This is a genomic window from Enterobacter sp. 5-4 (genome assembly GCF_000612205.1).
GTDB lineage: Bacteria > Pseudomonadota > Gammaproteobacteria > Enterobacterales > Enterobacteriaceae > Enterobacter > Enterobacter roggenkampii.
In genome coordinates this window covers 58366-71808 of sequence record NZ_JFHW01000008.1, presented here as the reverse complement: position 1 = coordinate 71808, position 13443 = coordinate 58366, and the positions used below count along the sequence as shown (strand labels likewise).

Annotated in this window: 17 protein-coding genes; 9 read left to right on the top strand and 8 right to left on the bottom strand. The window is 51.6% G+C overall.

The window, feature by feature from the left end; translation table 11 throughout:
• The first annotated feature begins 217 nt into the window (after positions 1 to 217).
• Positions 218 to 961: an SDR family oxidoreductase gene (locus AA74_RS0104325; protein ID WP_025911341.1), complete on the top strand. Its 744-nt coding sequence runs from the start codon at positions 218 to 220 to the stop codon at positions 959 to 961.
• Positions 962 to 983: 22 nt separating this feature from the next.
• On the opposite strand, the gene AA74_RS0104320 is transcribed toward AA74_RS0104325, so the two are convergent.
• Entirely contained in the window at positions 984 to 2219 is a 1236-nt protein-coding gene (locus tag AA74_RS0104320; RefSeq protein ID WP_025911339.1) for a serine hydrolase, read from the bottom strand.
• A gap of 137 nt (positions 2220 to 2356) precedes the next feature.
• Between AA74_RS0104320 and AA74_RS0104315 the strand changes: the two genes are divergently transcribed.
• Positions 2357 to 2839: a glutathione peroxidase gene (locus AA74_RS0104315; RefSeq protein ID WP_025911337.1), complete on the top strand. Its 483-nt coding sequence runs from the start codon at positions 2357 to 2359 to the stop codon at positions 2837 to 2839.
• An 89-nt stretch (positions 2840 to 2928) separates the two neighbouring features.
• On the opposite strand, the gene AA74_RS0104310 is transcribed toward AA74_RS0104315, so the two are convergent.
• Positions 2929 to 3828, bottom strand: a complete 900-nt coding sequence (locus tag AA74_RS0104310) for a LysR family transcriptional regulator (protein WP_025911335.1) — start codon at positions 3826 to 3828, stop codon at positions 2929 to 2931.
• 128 nt (positions 3829 to 3956) lie between these two features.
• On the opposite strand from AA74_RS0104310, the gene AA74_RS0104305 reads away from it, so the two are divergent.
• Complete coding sequence (locus AA74_RS0104305; protein ID WP_021241342.1) at positions 3957 to 4529, top strand: flavin reductase family protein; 573 nt, start codon at positions 3957 to 3959, stop codon at positions 4527 to 4529.
• A gap of 240 nt (positions 4530 to 4769) precedes the next feature.
• Here AA74_RS0104305 and AA74_RS0104300 read toward each other — a convergent pair whose 3' ends face one another.
• Positions 4770 to 5231: a GNAT family N-acetyltransferase gene (locus AA74_RS0104300; protein WP_008502363.1), complete on the bottom strand. Its 462-nt coding sequence runs from the start codon at positions 5229 to 5231 to the stop codon at positions 4770 to 4772.
• A gap of 63 nt (positions 5232 to 5294) precedes the next feature.
• Entirely contained in the window at positions 5295 to 5897 is a 603-nt protein-coding gene (locus tag AA74_RS0104295; RefSeq protein ID WP_025911332.1) for an XRE family transcriptional regulator, read from the bottom strand.
• 43 nt (positions 5898 to 5940) lie between these two features.
• Between AA74_RS0104295 and AA74_RS0104290 the strand changes: the two genes are divergently transcribed.
• Entirely contained in the window at positions 5941 to 6636 is a 696-nt protein-coding gene (locus tag AA74_RS0104290) for a B3/4 domain-containing protein (protein WP_025911330.1), read from the top strand.
• Positions 6637 to 6657: 21 nt separating this feature from the next.
• Positions 6658 to 7551: a dihydrodipicolinate synthase family protein gene (locus tag AA74_RS0104285; RefSeq protein ID WP_025911328.1), complete on the top strand. Its 894-nt coding sequence runs from the start codon at positions 6658 to 6660 to the stop codon at positions 7549 to 7551.
• Positions 7552 to 7596: 45 nt separating this feature from the next.
• Here the strand turns inward: AA74_RS0104285 and AA74_RS1000000122645 are convergent, their stop codons facing one another.
• The 3 genes from AA74_RS1000000122645 to AA74_RS0104270 all read right to left on the bottom strand — a co-directional run bounded on the left by AA74_RS1000000122645 (position 7597) and on the right by AA74_RS0104270 (position 9725).
• Positions 7597 to 8034 (bottom strand): VOC family protein, encoded by a 438-nt coding sequence (locus AA74_RS1000000122645; protein ID WP_071998357.1) that lies wholly within the window; start codon positions 8032 to 8034, stop codon positions 7597 to 7599.
• A 13-nt stretch (positions 8035 to 8047) separates the two neighbouring features.
• Positions 8048 to 8485 carry a VOC family protein gene (locus AA74_RS0104275; protein ID WP_025911323.1) on the bottom strand — a complete coding sequence of 146 codons (438 nt, stop codon included), beginning with the start codon at positions 8483 to 8485 and terminating at the stop codon, positions 8048 to 8050.
• Between the two features lie 79 nt (positions 8486 to 8564).
• Positions 8565 to 9725, bottom strand: a complete 1161-nt coding sequence (locus AA74_RS0104270; protein ID WP_032667249.1) for an MFS transporter — start codon at positions 9723 to 9725, stop codon at positions 8565 to 8567.
• A gap of 130 nt (positions 9726 to 9855) precedes the next feature.
• On the opposite strand from AA74_RS0104270, the gene AA74_RS0104265 reads away from it, so the two are divergent.
• Positions 9856 to 10392: a MarR family winged helix-turn-helix transcriptional regulator gene (locus AA74_RS0104265; protein ID WP_025911320.1), complete on the top strand. Its 537-nt coding sequence runs from the start codon at positions 9856 to 9858 to the stop codon at positions 10390 to 10392.
• A 24-nt stretch (positions 10393 to 10416) separates the two neighbouring features.
• Entirely contained in the window at positions 10417 to 11340 is a 924-nt protein-coding gene (locus AA74_RS0104260; RefSeq protein WP_025911317.1) for a LysR substrate-binding domain-containing protein, read from the top strand.
• Positions 11341 to 11387: 47 nt separating this feature from the next.
• Here the strand turns inward: AA74_RS0104260 and AA74_RS0104255 are convergent, their stop codons facing one another.
• Positions 11388 to 11858, bottom strand: coding sequence for a hypothetical protein (locus tag AA74_RS0104255; protein WP_025911315.1), 471 nt, complete (start codon positions 11856 to 11858; stop codon positions 11388 to 11390).
• A gap of 250 nt (positions 11859 to 12108) precedes the next feature.
• Between AA74_RS0104255 and AA74_RS0104250 the strand changes: the two genes are divergently transcribed.
• Together AA74_RS0104250 and AA74_RS0104245 are read left to right on the top strand one after the other, a co-directional pair.
• Positions 12109 to 12786 (top strand): DUF1963 domain-containing protein, encoded by a 678-nt coding sequence (locus AA74_RS0104250; protein ID WP_025911313.1) that lies wholly within the window; start codon positions 12109 to 12111, stop codon positions 12784 to 12786.
• Positions 12787 to 12926: 140 nt separating this feature from the next.
• The gene (locus AA74_RS0104245; RefSeq protein WP_008502351.1) at positions 12927 to 13403 is read left to right on the top strand and encodes a WbuC family cupin fold metalloprotein; all 477 of its coding nucleotides are present in this window, start codon (positions 12927 to 12929) and stop codon (positions 13401 to 13403) included.
• Positions 13404 to 13443 lie beyond the last annotated feature (40 nt).

The window sequence follows — 13443 nt, the reverse complement described above, 5'->3', positions numbered from 1 at the left end:
CATTCTTTTGCATTGCATAGCGCAATATACCTATCGACTTAGTTTTTTTGGTGAAATGTAAGCCTTAAAAAACTCGTATTATATATTTTTAATGGTGAAGTACAATGCAGTCGCTGTTTTAGCCAGCTGTAAATGGCACTAACGGGAAGATGTTCCCCCGCCTCACCATGCTATAAATCCTCCGACACAGACTCATCACGATAAAGGACGCAGAGTTATGCTGAGAGGAAAACGCGCTGTTATCACGGGTGGCGGTGGGGGATTTGGTCAGGCGCTTTGCGTCTGGCTGGCGCGAGAGGGCGTTGACGTGGATTTTAGCGCCCGTCGGGTCGAGGATATTGAAAAAACCTGCGCCCTCATCGCGGCTGAAGGGGGTGTGGCAAGAGGGTATCTCTGCGATTTAGCCCAGCCGGAATACATTTATCAGTTCTCTTCACAGATCTTACGTTCAGAAAAGCCAATCGATATTTTAATACTGAATGCTGCTCAGTGGCTGTCAGGGACGATAGACGAACAATCGAGCACAGAAATCGTCAGTACCGTCAGTTCAGGCCTGACTGGTTCAATCCTGCTCACCCAGGCGCTGCTTCCAGGATTGCGACGCTCAGAGAGCGCTGACATCATTGCGATTATTTCCGCATGCGGTATTCCGAATTTTACAGATTCCATTGCCCATCCCGCTTTTTTTGCCAGCAAACACGGGCTCAGCGGCTTTACAACGAAACTGTCAGAACACTTATCCAAAGAAAATATTCGGGTAACCGGGTTATATCCGCCTGATTTTGAACTGACCGGTTTAGATGCGCATGTCGATAATCAAACAAGAATGGGGCAGCGTCTGATGAATGGATGGTCAATCTGGGAAACGATGCGTTTTGTACTGACTCAGCCTCGAAGTTGCCATATTAGTACCATCTACTTTCAGGGGCCGACTCGTGAAGATCTGGCACATCAGGCCTGAATCTGACGGCGGGCGTTCACCGTTATTGCTGATAAACGCGCTCAGGCATCCTATTATTCGCAAAACGGTTGCCAGAGGTAATAAGGCCGTCTTTTTTCGCCATATCCATCAATAGCGCAATGCCAATGTAATTACTCCAGTTAAAGGTATTTTGCAGCACTACCACCGCATTGCCTCTTTCTTTGTCATAACCGATAAAGCTGGAGTAGCCGCCGATATAGCCGACCTGATAGGTGATTTTCTCCAGACCGATAAAGTCGGTGGTCCAGGCAATACCCTGTACTCCGTCAGGTCGTTGAATGTCGGTATCCCTGACTTCGGCAAAGACGCTGTCCAGTAAGCGATTGTGAGTCGTCGATACGTGATAGCGCGCATAGGCCGCCAGATCTTCAGCGTTGCTGTATAAGCTCGCTGCCGCCACCATATTATTGGAAAAATGCCAGTCCGGTGTGAGCTGCCCGCGTGGGATAAATTTAGGCTGATCGCCCGCGTGGCCTAGCGCCCGCTGGGGGTATCCTTTTAGCTGCTGCGGCGTAAAGCTGCTGTTAGCCATCTGCAGCGGATGGAAAATATAGCGCGAGGCTAAACTCTGGATATCTTCGCCGGTTTTGTGCTTCAGGATATAGCCGATCAGGGCGTAGCCGGTATTGGAGTATTGCGGCACTTTATTCTTTGGCGCTCGCCAGTCGGCGAGGTAGAGCAGCACGTTATCGCTATCCAGCTCACCGTAGAAATTATCGCCGGTGCTTAAGTAGCTGATGAATTTCCCAAGCATCGGAACATCCATATTCTGACGCGGCAGGCCGGAGGTGTGGGTTACCAGTTCAAGTAGGGTGATTTTTTGTGCATCCGCGCTAAGCGCCGTCCCCGGCGGAAGCAATGTCGCCAGGCTATCGTTCCAGTTCAGTTGCCCTTCATTCACCAGACAAGCCACCACTTCTGCCGTGATCCCTTTGCTGATCGAGCCGAGCGCAAACAGGGTGTCGGGCCTGACCGGATAGCGATTGACCGCATCGGTTACGCCCCAGGTGTAAAACTGCGGTGAGCCGTGATTATGGATCACCGCGACCGTCATCCCGGGAACAGATTTTTGCGCCATGTAGTGACGCACCACGCTGTCAACGTCGCCATCCAGCGAATCATGAGTGAGAAGTTCCTGAGTACCTTCCGGGGAGGACATTTGCGAGAGCGTGCCACAACCGCTGAGGAGTGGCAGAGTAAGCAGAAGCCAGTGAATTTTTTTTGTTATGTTCTGCATACCTGATAGCGAGTGTGGTGGTCATTGACGCGCCAGGAATGTATCACAAATAGCCTGCTTGAATGTAAACTTTCTACACGGTGACGGCCCTGCGGGTGGTCACCATGACTTTTCGGCCAGCTTTGAGGGATATTAGTATGACTCGCTTTTATCAACTTACCGCCACCCGTCTGGATGGGCAACTTATCTCTATTGCCGACTATGCGGGTAAGGTGGTTCTGGTTGTTAATACGGCCAGCCAGTGCGGCTTTACGCCACAGTATGCGGGGCTTGAAGCGCTGTACAAAAAATACGCCGATCAAGGGCTGGTGGTGCTTGGCTTCCCCTGCAACCAGTTCGGTAAGCAGGAACCCGGCGGTGCCGACGACATCTCAAAGACCTGTTACATTAACTACGGCGTCAGCTTTCCCATGTTCGAGAAAGTCGAGGTCAACGGTGCCGCAGCACATCCGCTTTTTCGTTATCTGAAAGACGAATTGCCCGGCGTGCTGGGTGGGCGGATCAAGTGGAACTTTACCAAGTTCCTGATCGGGCGTGACGGTAAACCCCTCAAGCGCTTTGCACCGATGACTACGCCCGAGAAAATGGAGGGGACAATTGTTGCGGCACTGGGAAGGTGAGTGTTTTTGTCGCCAGAGCCATCCGTTTGTTGGGGATAGCCGATATTCTGATGTCCGCTCTGTGCCAGATGCGGACGTCGAGGAGAATGTTATTTTGATGCGAAATATTTGCGTAATATTTTTTCTAATAACGAGAAAACGACCGTCACCCTTTTGGGAGTAATCAGCTGGTAAGGCCGATATAAATAAAATTGCCATTTCTCCTGTCGCAGTTCTGGCAATGGGGGAACAAGTTGGCCGCTTGCTAAGTACTCCCTACAGATAAAGTCGCTGGACTGTACAACCGTTCTCCCGGCCAATGCAGCCTGAATTTCGGCATATGGATCTGTAGTATAAAACTCAATATGACGAGGGACAAAAGTATTTACTGCGTCACTCATAAACTCAAATGATTTTCCCGTTTCAGGATTAATTAAACCACTAAATGGATAACGCTGTCGAAGATCTTCTAAATCAGTAGGTGCTCCCAGGCGCTCAATAAGTTCAGGGGATGTAACCAAAATATGTTCAACTTGTCCGATATTTTTAATGATAAAGTTTGGATTAGGTTCTCGTCCTACGCGTATACCTATATCAATACGATGCTCAATAGTATCAAGTTTCATCATATCTAAACGCCAGTCGATAAATAACTCAGGATAGGGACGTAGTGCAGTCAATAGTTCATACAAGATTTGTTCATGATTTGGAAATCGAAGTAATGTGATACGAACAATACCCTTCATTTCATTATCATCTTTCCCTGTCTGAAAAAGTTTTTCAGAATCTTCAAGCAGTCGCTTCGCTTGGGGTAAAAATAGTTCGCCGAAACTGGTGAGAAAGATCGAACGCGTATTGCGTTTGAATAAAGGTTCACCAAGTTGTTTCTCCAGCTCAGCGACTGTTCGGGTTACTACTGATGGTGAAACCGACAGCTTGATGGCTGCTTCGCGGAAGTTCAAGGTCTCAGAGGCGATGATAAAAAATTTTAGAGCGTCAAGTTTGTCCATGATTATTGTGAAATTTGCAATAATGTATTTTGATAATAGCAATTAATTTGCAACTATTCCAGCCATATAATCGAACAATCAAATAAGTAACCAGTCTTACTTTTTATCAGAACTCAAAAGAGTAAATTATGTCAATTCAACCAGTAGAGTTAAACAAAGCCTATCGTTTATTACAGGTCGGGCCAACGACGATGATATCGGCTAAAAATGATGGCATTGAAAATGTCATGGCAGCGGCCTGGGTGGGATTAGTAGGCAATAACAAAGTGATGGCTTTTATAGGTCCACAGGCATTTACTCGCGGGCTTGTAGAAAAAAGCGGATATTACGTTGTACAGATCCCAGTAGTGAATCAGATGGAAATGGTTTTATATGCTGGAGGTCACAGTTATTCCGACACACCCGATAAAAATAGTAAAATCCCACTATTTTATCAGAAAGAGTTTGATCTGCCTTTAGTGGAAGGTTGCGCTGGCTGGTTAGTATGTAAGGTCATACCCAATGAAGAAAATGAAAAGCAGCACAACTTGTTCATGGGTGAAATTGTCGGAGCATGGAGTGATGACCGCGTTTTCAAAAATGGGCACTGGATTTTTGATGATGCACCAGATGAATTACGTACTGTTCATTATGTAGCTGGCGGACAGTTTTACGCCATTGGCAAAGGGACAAAATTTAATTATGGGCCGGGAAAAGACTAATCCTTACTTCTGTATAAATGTAGCCATATAACATGGCTACATAGAGGTAGTAGCATAAAAGAACAACCTACTTAAGATGTTTGCTTCTCACTCACAGCGGACCTTTAGCTCAGTTAGCATATCCGCTCAGTGCCAGAAGCGGATGTCGTAAGATTCGTTCGGCTAAAAGAGCAAATTCTTCTGCATCAGAGTGACAGGCCCTGCGGATTCACATTTATCATTACTCTCTGCAAAGTACTTTTATTTTTGCCCGGGGTTACGATAAATATCGGGTCGATTGATTTGCCAGACAAAATCTGGTCGGTTCAATGGGTTATACCCCAGCTTCTGGTATAACCATGGCGCGCTGTCGGTTACCAGCATTATCCGTCGCAGACGTGACAACAATGGATGGGCATGACAGCATTCAATCAGCCAACGGCCAAGACCACTTTTCTGATAATCGTTCAGCACGTAGACGTCGCACAAATAACCAAAAGTGGCATAGTCTGTGACCAGACGGGCGAAGCCGATTTGTCTTGTTCCATCCAGGAGCGCGAAACAAAGGCTGTTCTGGATTGATATCCTGACCGTTTCAGCATCAATACCAGGAGCCCAGGACGATTGCGAGAGGTAATCATGAATGGCTTCCAGCTGAAAAAAGCTGGGATCGGTTGTGACAATAAATTTGTCTTTGGTAAAACGCAGATGCTGATTATTCACCGAACTCCTCCTTTTGGGCTACTTGTGATGAGGCACAGGGCTGTCCTCTATGCCGGGGAATGCTCAGGATGCTTTTTCATGTACTGTCATGATAAATACCAGCGGGTTCTCCCCCTGGTTTTCATAGAAATGAGGAACGTCCGTTCTGGCGGTTGCCGAACAGCCAGTATTTACCCGATACACGTGTTCCTGTACGCCGAGTGTGAGCGTGCCCGCCTGCACATAAAACAGTTCAAGCGTACCTTCCGTGTGGCCGGGGGACGCAAACTTTTCCCCCGGCTGCATTTCCCACATCCAGAGCTCGGTCATATCAGGGCCACCTGACCCTGCGAGCAATCTTGCTCTCCCGCCTTTTTCACCTTCCCACAATTCTGGGATCTCATCTTCAGCAATGAGATGCACGGTCGGTTTTGAACTGACATCCACAAAATCAGCCACCGAAACCCCCATTGCGGCAGCCAGGCGGCATAACAGGGCAATGCTGGGATTCGCCCGGCATCCCTCTATCTCAACCAGCGCTCCCTTGCTGACGCCTGCCCGACGGGAGAGTTCATCGAGGGATAACTTCTTATGCTTACGATAGAGTTTAATTCGCTGAGATACGGCTTCATTCACAGTGTTGACGATAGCGTTTGCATCGGTCATTAAATTGACTTTTTTGGTCATTGGTCATTATCATGGGATAAAATGGTCATTACAGGATTATCACGTGCTAACAGTATCTCCGTCAATTACCCCTGAAATTTATCGTATTGCTCCCGGTTTTCGTGCACTGAGCATTTGCGTAAAAGCTGCGCCAGTGCTTAATCCCGACATTGGGGAAACGGCGCTGCGTGAAGCCTGTGAAGCCGTTCTGGCCGATGAACCAGATTGGGCGGACTCTCATCTGGCGGCATGGGCCGACGTTTTTCAAAAGTTTGGTGCTAAACCTAAACGCACCCCTTGCTCAGCAGATGCGTTACGCAAGCGCGTGTTACGTGACGGAACGATGCCAGCGCTCGATCCTATCGTTGATCTTTATAATGCCGTTAGTCTCCGCTATGCCGTTCCGGTTGGTGGAGAGAATCTCTCTGCCTATCAGGGGGCGCCGCGTCTGACTGTGGCAAAAGGAACAGAGCCTTTTGATACCGTCAAAGAGGGAGAGGCCACCGTTGAGTATCCTTCACAAGGCGAGGTTATCTGGTGTGATGATATCGGCGTGACCTGCCGTCGCTGGAACTGGCGACAGGGGATCAGAACCCGCTTAGGCGTGGAAGCTCAGCAAATGTGGTTCATTCTGGAGAGTCTCCCGCAGATGCCGCTGGATAGACTTCATGAAGCCGGGAAGATGCTGACCGACGGCCTGGAAAAAATGATGCCCGGTCTGTGGTTTGAAGTTGCTCTCATCGAAGAACAACAGCTGTAATACCCTTCAGGAGAAAGAGTTATGTTTACCGGTTTGTCGGCGTTTCCATTAACCCCAGTCACTGCCCGCGGCGTGGATGAAAAGGGTTTTAGCCATATTCTTTCCCGTCTTACAGACGCTCGGGTTGATTCTATGGGCATCCTGGGGTCAACCGGAAGCTACGCCTATCTGACCCGGGAGCAGCGCAAGCGCGTAGCAACGCTGGCTAAACAGCATGCAGGGAACATCCCCGTTATGGTGTGTGTGGGAGCGGTCAGTACCGATGCCATTCTGCATCTGGCAGAGGATGCACAGGCAGCTGGTGCGACTGCGCTGTTACTCCCGGTGGTCAGCTACCAGCCACTCCGCGACGAAGAAGTCTTTTCACTCTTTGAGACCGTTACCCGGCACGCGTCTGTACCGGTGTGTATCTATGATAATCCGGGCACTACGCATTTTACCTTTACGGATGAACTTCACGGTCGTCTCTCCTCACTTGAGGGGGTTCGCTCGGTCAAGATCCCTGGCGTCCCGGATAGCCCCGCTGCAGCGATTGAACGGGTGAATGCGTTACGTCAACTTTTGCGCCCTGGTGTAACAATCGGTATTAGTGGCGACGCTTATGCGGGGCTGGGATTAAACGCCGGTTGTGAAGTGTGGTATTCCGTGTGTGGCGGTCTGTTCCCTGAGATGGCGAAACAAATCACCGAAGCTGCGGCGGCAAACGATCGTCAACGCGTTACAGCCCTGACAACCCGCCTTGAGCCGTTGTGGTCGCTCTTCCGGAAACATGGCGGAAGTATTCGCGTTATTGCCGCTGCGGCTGGCGTGCTTGGGCTTACCGACATGGATTGCCTGCCTCGCCCTCTGCAACCGTTGTCAGCTGGCGACATCGCGGATATTGCCCATGTAATAAGCACGCTGGAGCTGAAGTGATCTCCGCAGGACTGGGTGTCTACCGGTCCTTACCGCAAAATTTTATTATTGAAGTGACTCTTCTTCGCCTGATAGCTTATCTGCATCAGGAGAATAATTCCGGTAAACGCATGCCAGTTTATGCCCGTCAGGATCGCGCAGATAGGCAACATAAAAATCGGGGCCGTAGGCGGTTCGTGTACCGGGCACGCCTTCATCCTTTCCTCCCGCACGGAGGCCCACTGCATGGAAGCGTCTGACAACTTCCGCGCTATCGGCTCTGAATGCGAACATTGTCCCGTTTCCCGCCGTCGCGGGTTGCTGGTCAAAAGGAGGACAAATGCAGAAGCTAAATTCGTCATCCGGATGATTTTCGTTTCCCCACATTGCCCAGCTATCAGTCCAGGCGGGCAGACGTGAATAGCCCAGCACGTTAAAAATAGTGTCATAAAAGTTCACGGCGCGCTGAAAGTCATTTGTCCCTATCGTGATATAAGCCAGCACCTTATAACATCCTCTATCCACGCAGCCACGGCGTAACTGTTAGTCCGGTCAGCAAACCTTCCGGGCTGAGCAGGCGAGTAACGGTTTGCCCCCACGGTTCCGTGCGGTTGGCGACCAACAACCGATAACCTTTTTCACTCAGAACACGGGTAGCGGAATCGAGATCCTGCACCTCGTATTCAATCCATCCCTGCGGTATCGGATGCTCCACAGGCCATTCCGATTCACCAAAACAGGACGTTGCCGCCTGCGACAGCGGCCAGACGGCAAAATGCTTCACGCCCGGTAAGCGTCCCTCTTCAGTGAGCAGATAATCGGCATTGCCCTCCATCGGCTTCAGCGGCAGACCGAGTGTCTGGATATAAAACGCGGTGCTGGACGCTGTATCCTGTGAAATGGGCCCGAACCCGGCGACGAACATGACATCAATTCCCGGTAACGTCTGCGACATATCCACTCCTTAATAGCTTGAAATGATGGAATTTAGCGTAGAGCCGTCTGAAATACGACTCTTAATTATGGTACCGCATTCACCGCGCCTGCACGTTCGCGGTGGGTTTGAAAGTGAACGCGATAACGATCAACAGCACGACTCCCGCACTCATCACCAGCCATGCGCTGGTCAGCGAGACCGAACTGTCGCGAACGATCCCTGCAACTAGCGGCATGAGCGCGGCGATCATATATCCTCCTCCCTGAACTTTTGACAGTAACTTCCCGGCCTGGGCGGGCGTTCGCGCATGATCGAACGTGACGATAAGCGACAGCGGGAAGAGGGCGCCGATACCGATGCCAAGCAGCAAGGTTGATAAGACCGGCGTGGTACCTGGAGAGAAGACCAGACACAGTAACCCCGCCAGCAGCAGTAACAGTACAGTTATCAGCGGAACACGGCGGTCCGGGAATTTACCGATCAGCGCGGAGACGGCAAACCCGGCGGCCACCTCGGTTAAGGTCAGCCAGGCCAGCATATAGCCGCTGCTGCGTGCGGACCATCCTGCCTGAATATAGAGCGGGGGCAGCCAGGCTAAGACCAGCGTGTAGGCACCCGTCCCCACGCCGAAAAAGAGCAGAAGGAGTCCAGTCCGGGAGGAAGAGAGCGTAACGGATTCATGTGCTGTTTGTTCCCCTTGAGGCTGCATAACCAGGGGTAACCACAGCATCAGCGCCAGCAGCGCAAGCACGCCTGCCATAGCCAGCGCGGGCTTCAGCGTGAGCCATGAAAACAGCGGCTCGGCGCTGGCGGCGGCGACTGCCGCACCGGCCATAATGCCCGTGCTGAATAGCGACATGATCGTGCTGGCCGTTTGCGTATACGCCTTTTTTATCAGGGCAGGCATTAACGCCTGGATCGTGCCGATGCTGGCCCCGCCCAGTAACGCGGTGCCCATCAAACCCGTCAGCGAGGTGCTAAAACCGCGTAATGAACAGGCTACCAGCAGGATGAACAGCCCGAACAGAATTCCCCTGACGGCACCGACCCTGGCTAAAAGCCAGGGACCACACAGGGCAGCCAGTCCCATCATCGCCACCGGCAGGGTGGTCAGCAGGCTGAATTGCGTCGCGGTCAGCCCTGCTTCGCGCTGCAGCACGGAGAACAGGGGGCCAACCGAGGCCAGAATGGGGCGCAGGTTCAGCCCGACGATAAAAGCGATAACGGCGAAGAGTAACGGTGACGTGCGTTTCAACATGGCATCCTTTTCGGGTGTGAATGGCCCGGGCAAATTGCCGCGAGCATTTATCTTAACGTTAAGATAAAATCTGTTTTAGTGTAAGATGTACCGCACAACTCGATAAATTCCCACGCCATACGGGGTGAAGATGAAAGACCATGTAGACTTCGTTGTCGGCCAGTGGAGCCGCGCCATGCCCGAGCTGGACGCCTCGTCGATGAAAATTTTTGGCCGAATGCTCAGGCTGATGAAGCACCTGGGAAAAGAACGCGCGCTAGCTATGGCGCCGTTTGGCTTTCGCGAGGGCGAGTTTGACGTCCTCGCCACGCTGCGCCGCGCCGGGGAGCCGTACTGCCTTTCGCCCACGCAGCTGTATACATCCCTGTTGATCACCTCAGGGGCGATGACGAACCGGCTCAACCATCTCGAACAGCAAGGCCTTATCAGGCGGATTGCCGATCCCGACGACAAGCGCAGCTCGCTCGTCAGCCTGACGCCGCACGGGCAGGAGCGTATCGAACAGGCGCTGCTCGTGCACACGGAAACGCAAAATGCGCTGCTGAGAAACCTCTCTGAGGCGCAACGCGCGCAGCTTGAGTCCCTGCTCAGGGTGCTGCTGCTGACGTTTCCGGCTGAGGAATGGGATGAAACGTCATCGAGTGCCGATAATACAAAACCTGCATGATTACACCTGACAAAAAGGGAACATATGTCTTTACCGCCACTGTATGCGCTGCGCGCGTTCGAAGTTGCCGCACGGCTGAACTCCTTTAGCAAAGCGGCTGAAGTCCTGAATATCACGCCGGGGGCGGTCAGCAGGCATGTCCGGACGCTTGAGATGTGGTTTGACTGCGAGCTGTTTAAACGGCAGGGTCCGAGAGTGGAGGTCAGCGACGCCGGGCGCATTCTGGCCGGGCAGCTTAGCGAAAGTTTCTCGAATATTGAGTGGGCCTGTCGCGCATTCAAAAGTGAAAACCACCTTCTGCGCCTCAAAGCCCCCAGCACCCTGACGATGCGATGGCTCCTTAATGTGCTTAAATCCTTTCGCGAGAACCACGCGAAGCCGAAAATCGAAATCGCCAGCGTCTGGATGGACTTCGACACCGTTGACTTCAGCCGCGAGCCCTACGATTGTGCGATCCTCCTCGGGAACGGCTATTTTGGCGAGTCAACGGAGAGCCGGCTGCTGTTCAGCGAATGGCTTATTCCGGTTTGTACGCCGTCTTTGCTGGAGCCTGCCCGGCAGCAGCTTCCAGAGTGCGATCTTATTCATCCGTCACCGGACAGACGGGACTGGAAGCGCTGGCTGAAAAGGACGGGCTTATTCCCCGGCCTCGACATGGGCGGCGGGATCGTGTTCGACACCCTGGAGCAGGGCAGCCTTGCGGCCATGCACGGACACGGCGTAGCGATGGCGGATCTCCGGCTCACGCTCGACGCGCTGAAAAGCGGCCTTCTCGCGCTGCCCTTCAGGGAGGCGATAGCAACAGGGGACGGTTACTACCTTGTCTGGCCCAAAAATTCGCTCAGAGGGCAGAGTATTGAACGGTTGCTGGCCTGGCTTAACCTTAATGCGCCAGTGGTGCCCTCTTTGGATATTGTCTGTCTTGATTTCAATGAAAAGCGGATTTAATAAATAGCGGAATATTAACAGGGAAATATTCCGCACAGTGAACGTATTTATGCGTAGGGAATATTTGCCATCTTTTTATATCTTTCCGGCAGGGCGCTGTTCAGGTTGAGTAATTTATCCAGTATATATAGCGCAGGGGTTCCCTTTGCGCGTTCAGCTTCGATCAGCGCAGAACGTAACAGATTGGTAGCCGATGTCATTTCACGGAAGTACTCCTCAGATTCAGGCGTCTGAACTTCGCCTGAAGCGGCGTAGCGCACCCGGGGCCAGTCCGCGAAGTCCAGAACCGGAAGGATCCCGTCGTCTTTGGGTAAATGCGCAGAGAGCAACTCTTCGGCGTTACCCGGATTGCTTTGGGCGAAAGACAGAAGATGCAGTCGATGAATAAAGGGCGAAAGCACCTCACCGCTATCGTTTTCTGACGAAAGTAACGTTATTAACGCATGTATATTTTCACCCGCGATGTTTTTTTCAGGTGAGATCATTTTCATTAGATGAAATAAAACATCGAGTGTCATACGTACTCCATATGCATGCAGGTGTATTTATTATTTGAGTTTCGCTCTCTGTTCCAGGTCAGGAAGAGACCGGGAATGAAGGGATGGTATTTCAATGAGATTACGTTTGAAAAACGAGAAATAGTGGGAATCAATGTGAGTTTTACTCAACATAGGTTTTATTATTCAATGAGATTCTCCAGATGTGATGATTAACTTACAATGAACTGCAGAATATCTATCCGACAAGCGTCTACAGAGGCGAGCAAACATGAGATTAGAGAGTGCGTCAGTTTTAGAAGAACTCCGGACCAGGCTAAGACCCGCATCGGTCGCGCAGGTCGGTGGGTTCCGGCCGCCTGAAGATCCCATTACGTCATGGTTTCTGAAGGGCGTTTCTCGCGCAGATGAAGGATTACCCACCTGGAAGGGCAAACCCATGTTTCCACTTCTTCAGATCAGGGTCGACGAGCTTCCTGTTATTCCTGACCAGTTGAAGGGCATAGCCCTTCTGGTGTTGTTTCACAATGTGGAACAACATCCCTTTGACGAACCGCATGGTGAAGGATGGTTAATTCGCGAGTATGCCAGCCTCGAAGGGCTTCAGCCATTGCCTGAATTGGACACGCCGTATCGGCCGTTTCCAGTTCAATGGCTGAGTGTCGTTGACGATGCTCCTGGATGGGAAGATGCCTGGGATATTATTGATCTCTCTTGCGTAAATGATGATGAGCAGGCCAGTGATAGTTTTTTTGAAGATTTCAATCGCTACAGGGGAACCAAGGTAGGGGGATTTCCGACTGAGATACAACACGGTGTGGGAATCGAAGAGTTTGTTTTTCAGGTTGGGTCAGAGGAAAAAGTAAACTGGATGTGGGCGGATAACGGTATCGGTTACTTTCACCGGTCATCAGAAGGGGAATGGCGGTTTTCATGTCAGTTCTACTGATGAGCTTCCTGCCGGGGGATCGACCACTCGCCCGGCAGTGATTTGTTTCACAAATCCCATCGCTCCTCGACCGTCCAGGATGGTATAACGTCCTGCGGCAACCGGGTTGCCGCAGACAGCCCACATACCTAAAGGTGTATATGAAACAGATTACTTTCAGTGACCTGCAGCAGCAAAGCGAGCAGGCCGCACATTCTCCTCGCTTACGCGCTCATCGTAATTTACACCCTGACCTGAGCGACCCGGTGCAGCGTCTGGCCATTGCAATGGAACCCGGTACCTATGTCCGCCCCCACCGCCATCCGCACACGTTTGAACTGCTGACGGCGCTGAGCGGCCGCTTTCTGGTGCTGAATTTTGACGACAGCGGAAACGTGACCCGGCGTGTAGTGTTAGGTGAAGAGTGTAAAGTGCTGGAGATGGATGCCGGAACCTGGCATGCCGTGCTGTCGCTGGATAAAGGCGGCGTCATTTTTGAGGTTAAACACGGGGGGTACCAGCCTGTGCCCGAGCATGATACCGCCCCATGGTCACCGGCAGAAAACGAGCCCGGCACCGAGAAGCTGATGCAATGGTACGCTCAGGCACAGGTGGGTGACGGTGGTTTTACCCTGTAATTATTCTCTTATGTGCCCGGCGCGCGGAAAGGCGAGCCGG

Bases quoted from the DNA above. Each gene is read 5' to 3' on its own strand.
- AA74_RS0104275 (WP_025911323.1), bottom strand. From the start codon at position 8,485: ATGTCGCAGACGTTACCGGGAATTGATGTCATGTTCGTCGCCGGGTTC.
- AA74_RS0104270 (WP_032667249.1), bottom strand. From the start codon at position 9,725: ATGTTGAAACGCACGTCACCGTTACTCTTCGCCGTTATCGCTTTTATC.
- AA74_RS0104285 (WP_025911328.1), top strand. From the start codon at position 6,658: ATGTTTACCGGTTTGTCGGCGTTTCCATTAACCCCAGTCACTGCCCGC.
- AA74_RS0104245 (WP_008502351.1), top strand. From the start codon at position 12,927: ATGAAACAGATTACTTTCAGTGACCTGCAGCAGCAAAGCGAGCAGGCC.
- AA74_RS0104295 (WP_025911332.1), bottom strand. From the start codon at position 5,897: ATGACCAAAAAAGTCAATTTAATGACCGATGCAAACGCTATCGTCAAC.
- AA74_RS0104250 (WP_025911313.1), top strand. From the start codon at position 12,109: ATGAGATTAGAGAGTGCGTCAGTTTTAGAAGAACTCCGGACCAGGCTA.
- AA74_RS0104265 (WP_025911320.1), top strand. From the start codon at position 9,856: ATGAAAGACCATGTAGACTTCGTTGTCGGCCAGTGGAGCCGCGCCATG.
- AA74_RS0104325 (WP_025911341.1), top strand. From the start codon at position 218: ATGCTGAGAGGAAAACGCGCTGTTATCACGGGTGGCGGTGGGGGATTT.
- AA74_RS0104315 (WP_025911337.1), top strand. From the start codon at position 2,357: ATGACTCGCTTTTATCAACTTACCGCCACCCGTCTGGATGGGCAACTT.
- AA74_RS0104305 (WP_021241342.1), top strand. From the start codon at position 3,957: ATGTCAATTCAACCAGTAGAGTTAAACAAAGCCTATCGTTTATTACAG.
- AA74_RS0104320 (WP_025911339.1), bottom strand. From the start codon at position 2,219: ATGCAGAACATAACAAAAAAAATTCACTGGCTTCTGCTTACTCTGCCA.
- AA74_RS0104310 (WP_025911335.1), bottom strand. From the start codon at position 3,828: ATGGACAAACTTGACGCTCTAAAATTTTTTATCATCGCCTCTGAGACC.
- AA74_RS0104260 (WP_025911317.1), top strand. From the start codon at position 10,417: ATGTCTTTACCGCCACTGTATGCGCTGCGCGCGTTCGAAGTTGCCGCA.
- AA74_RS0104255 (WP_025911315.1), bottom strand. From the start codon at position 11,858: ATGACACTCGATGTTTTATTTCATCTAATGAAAATGATCTCACCTGAA.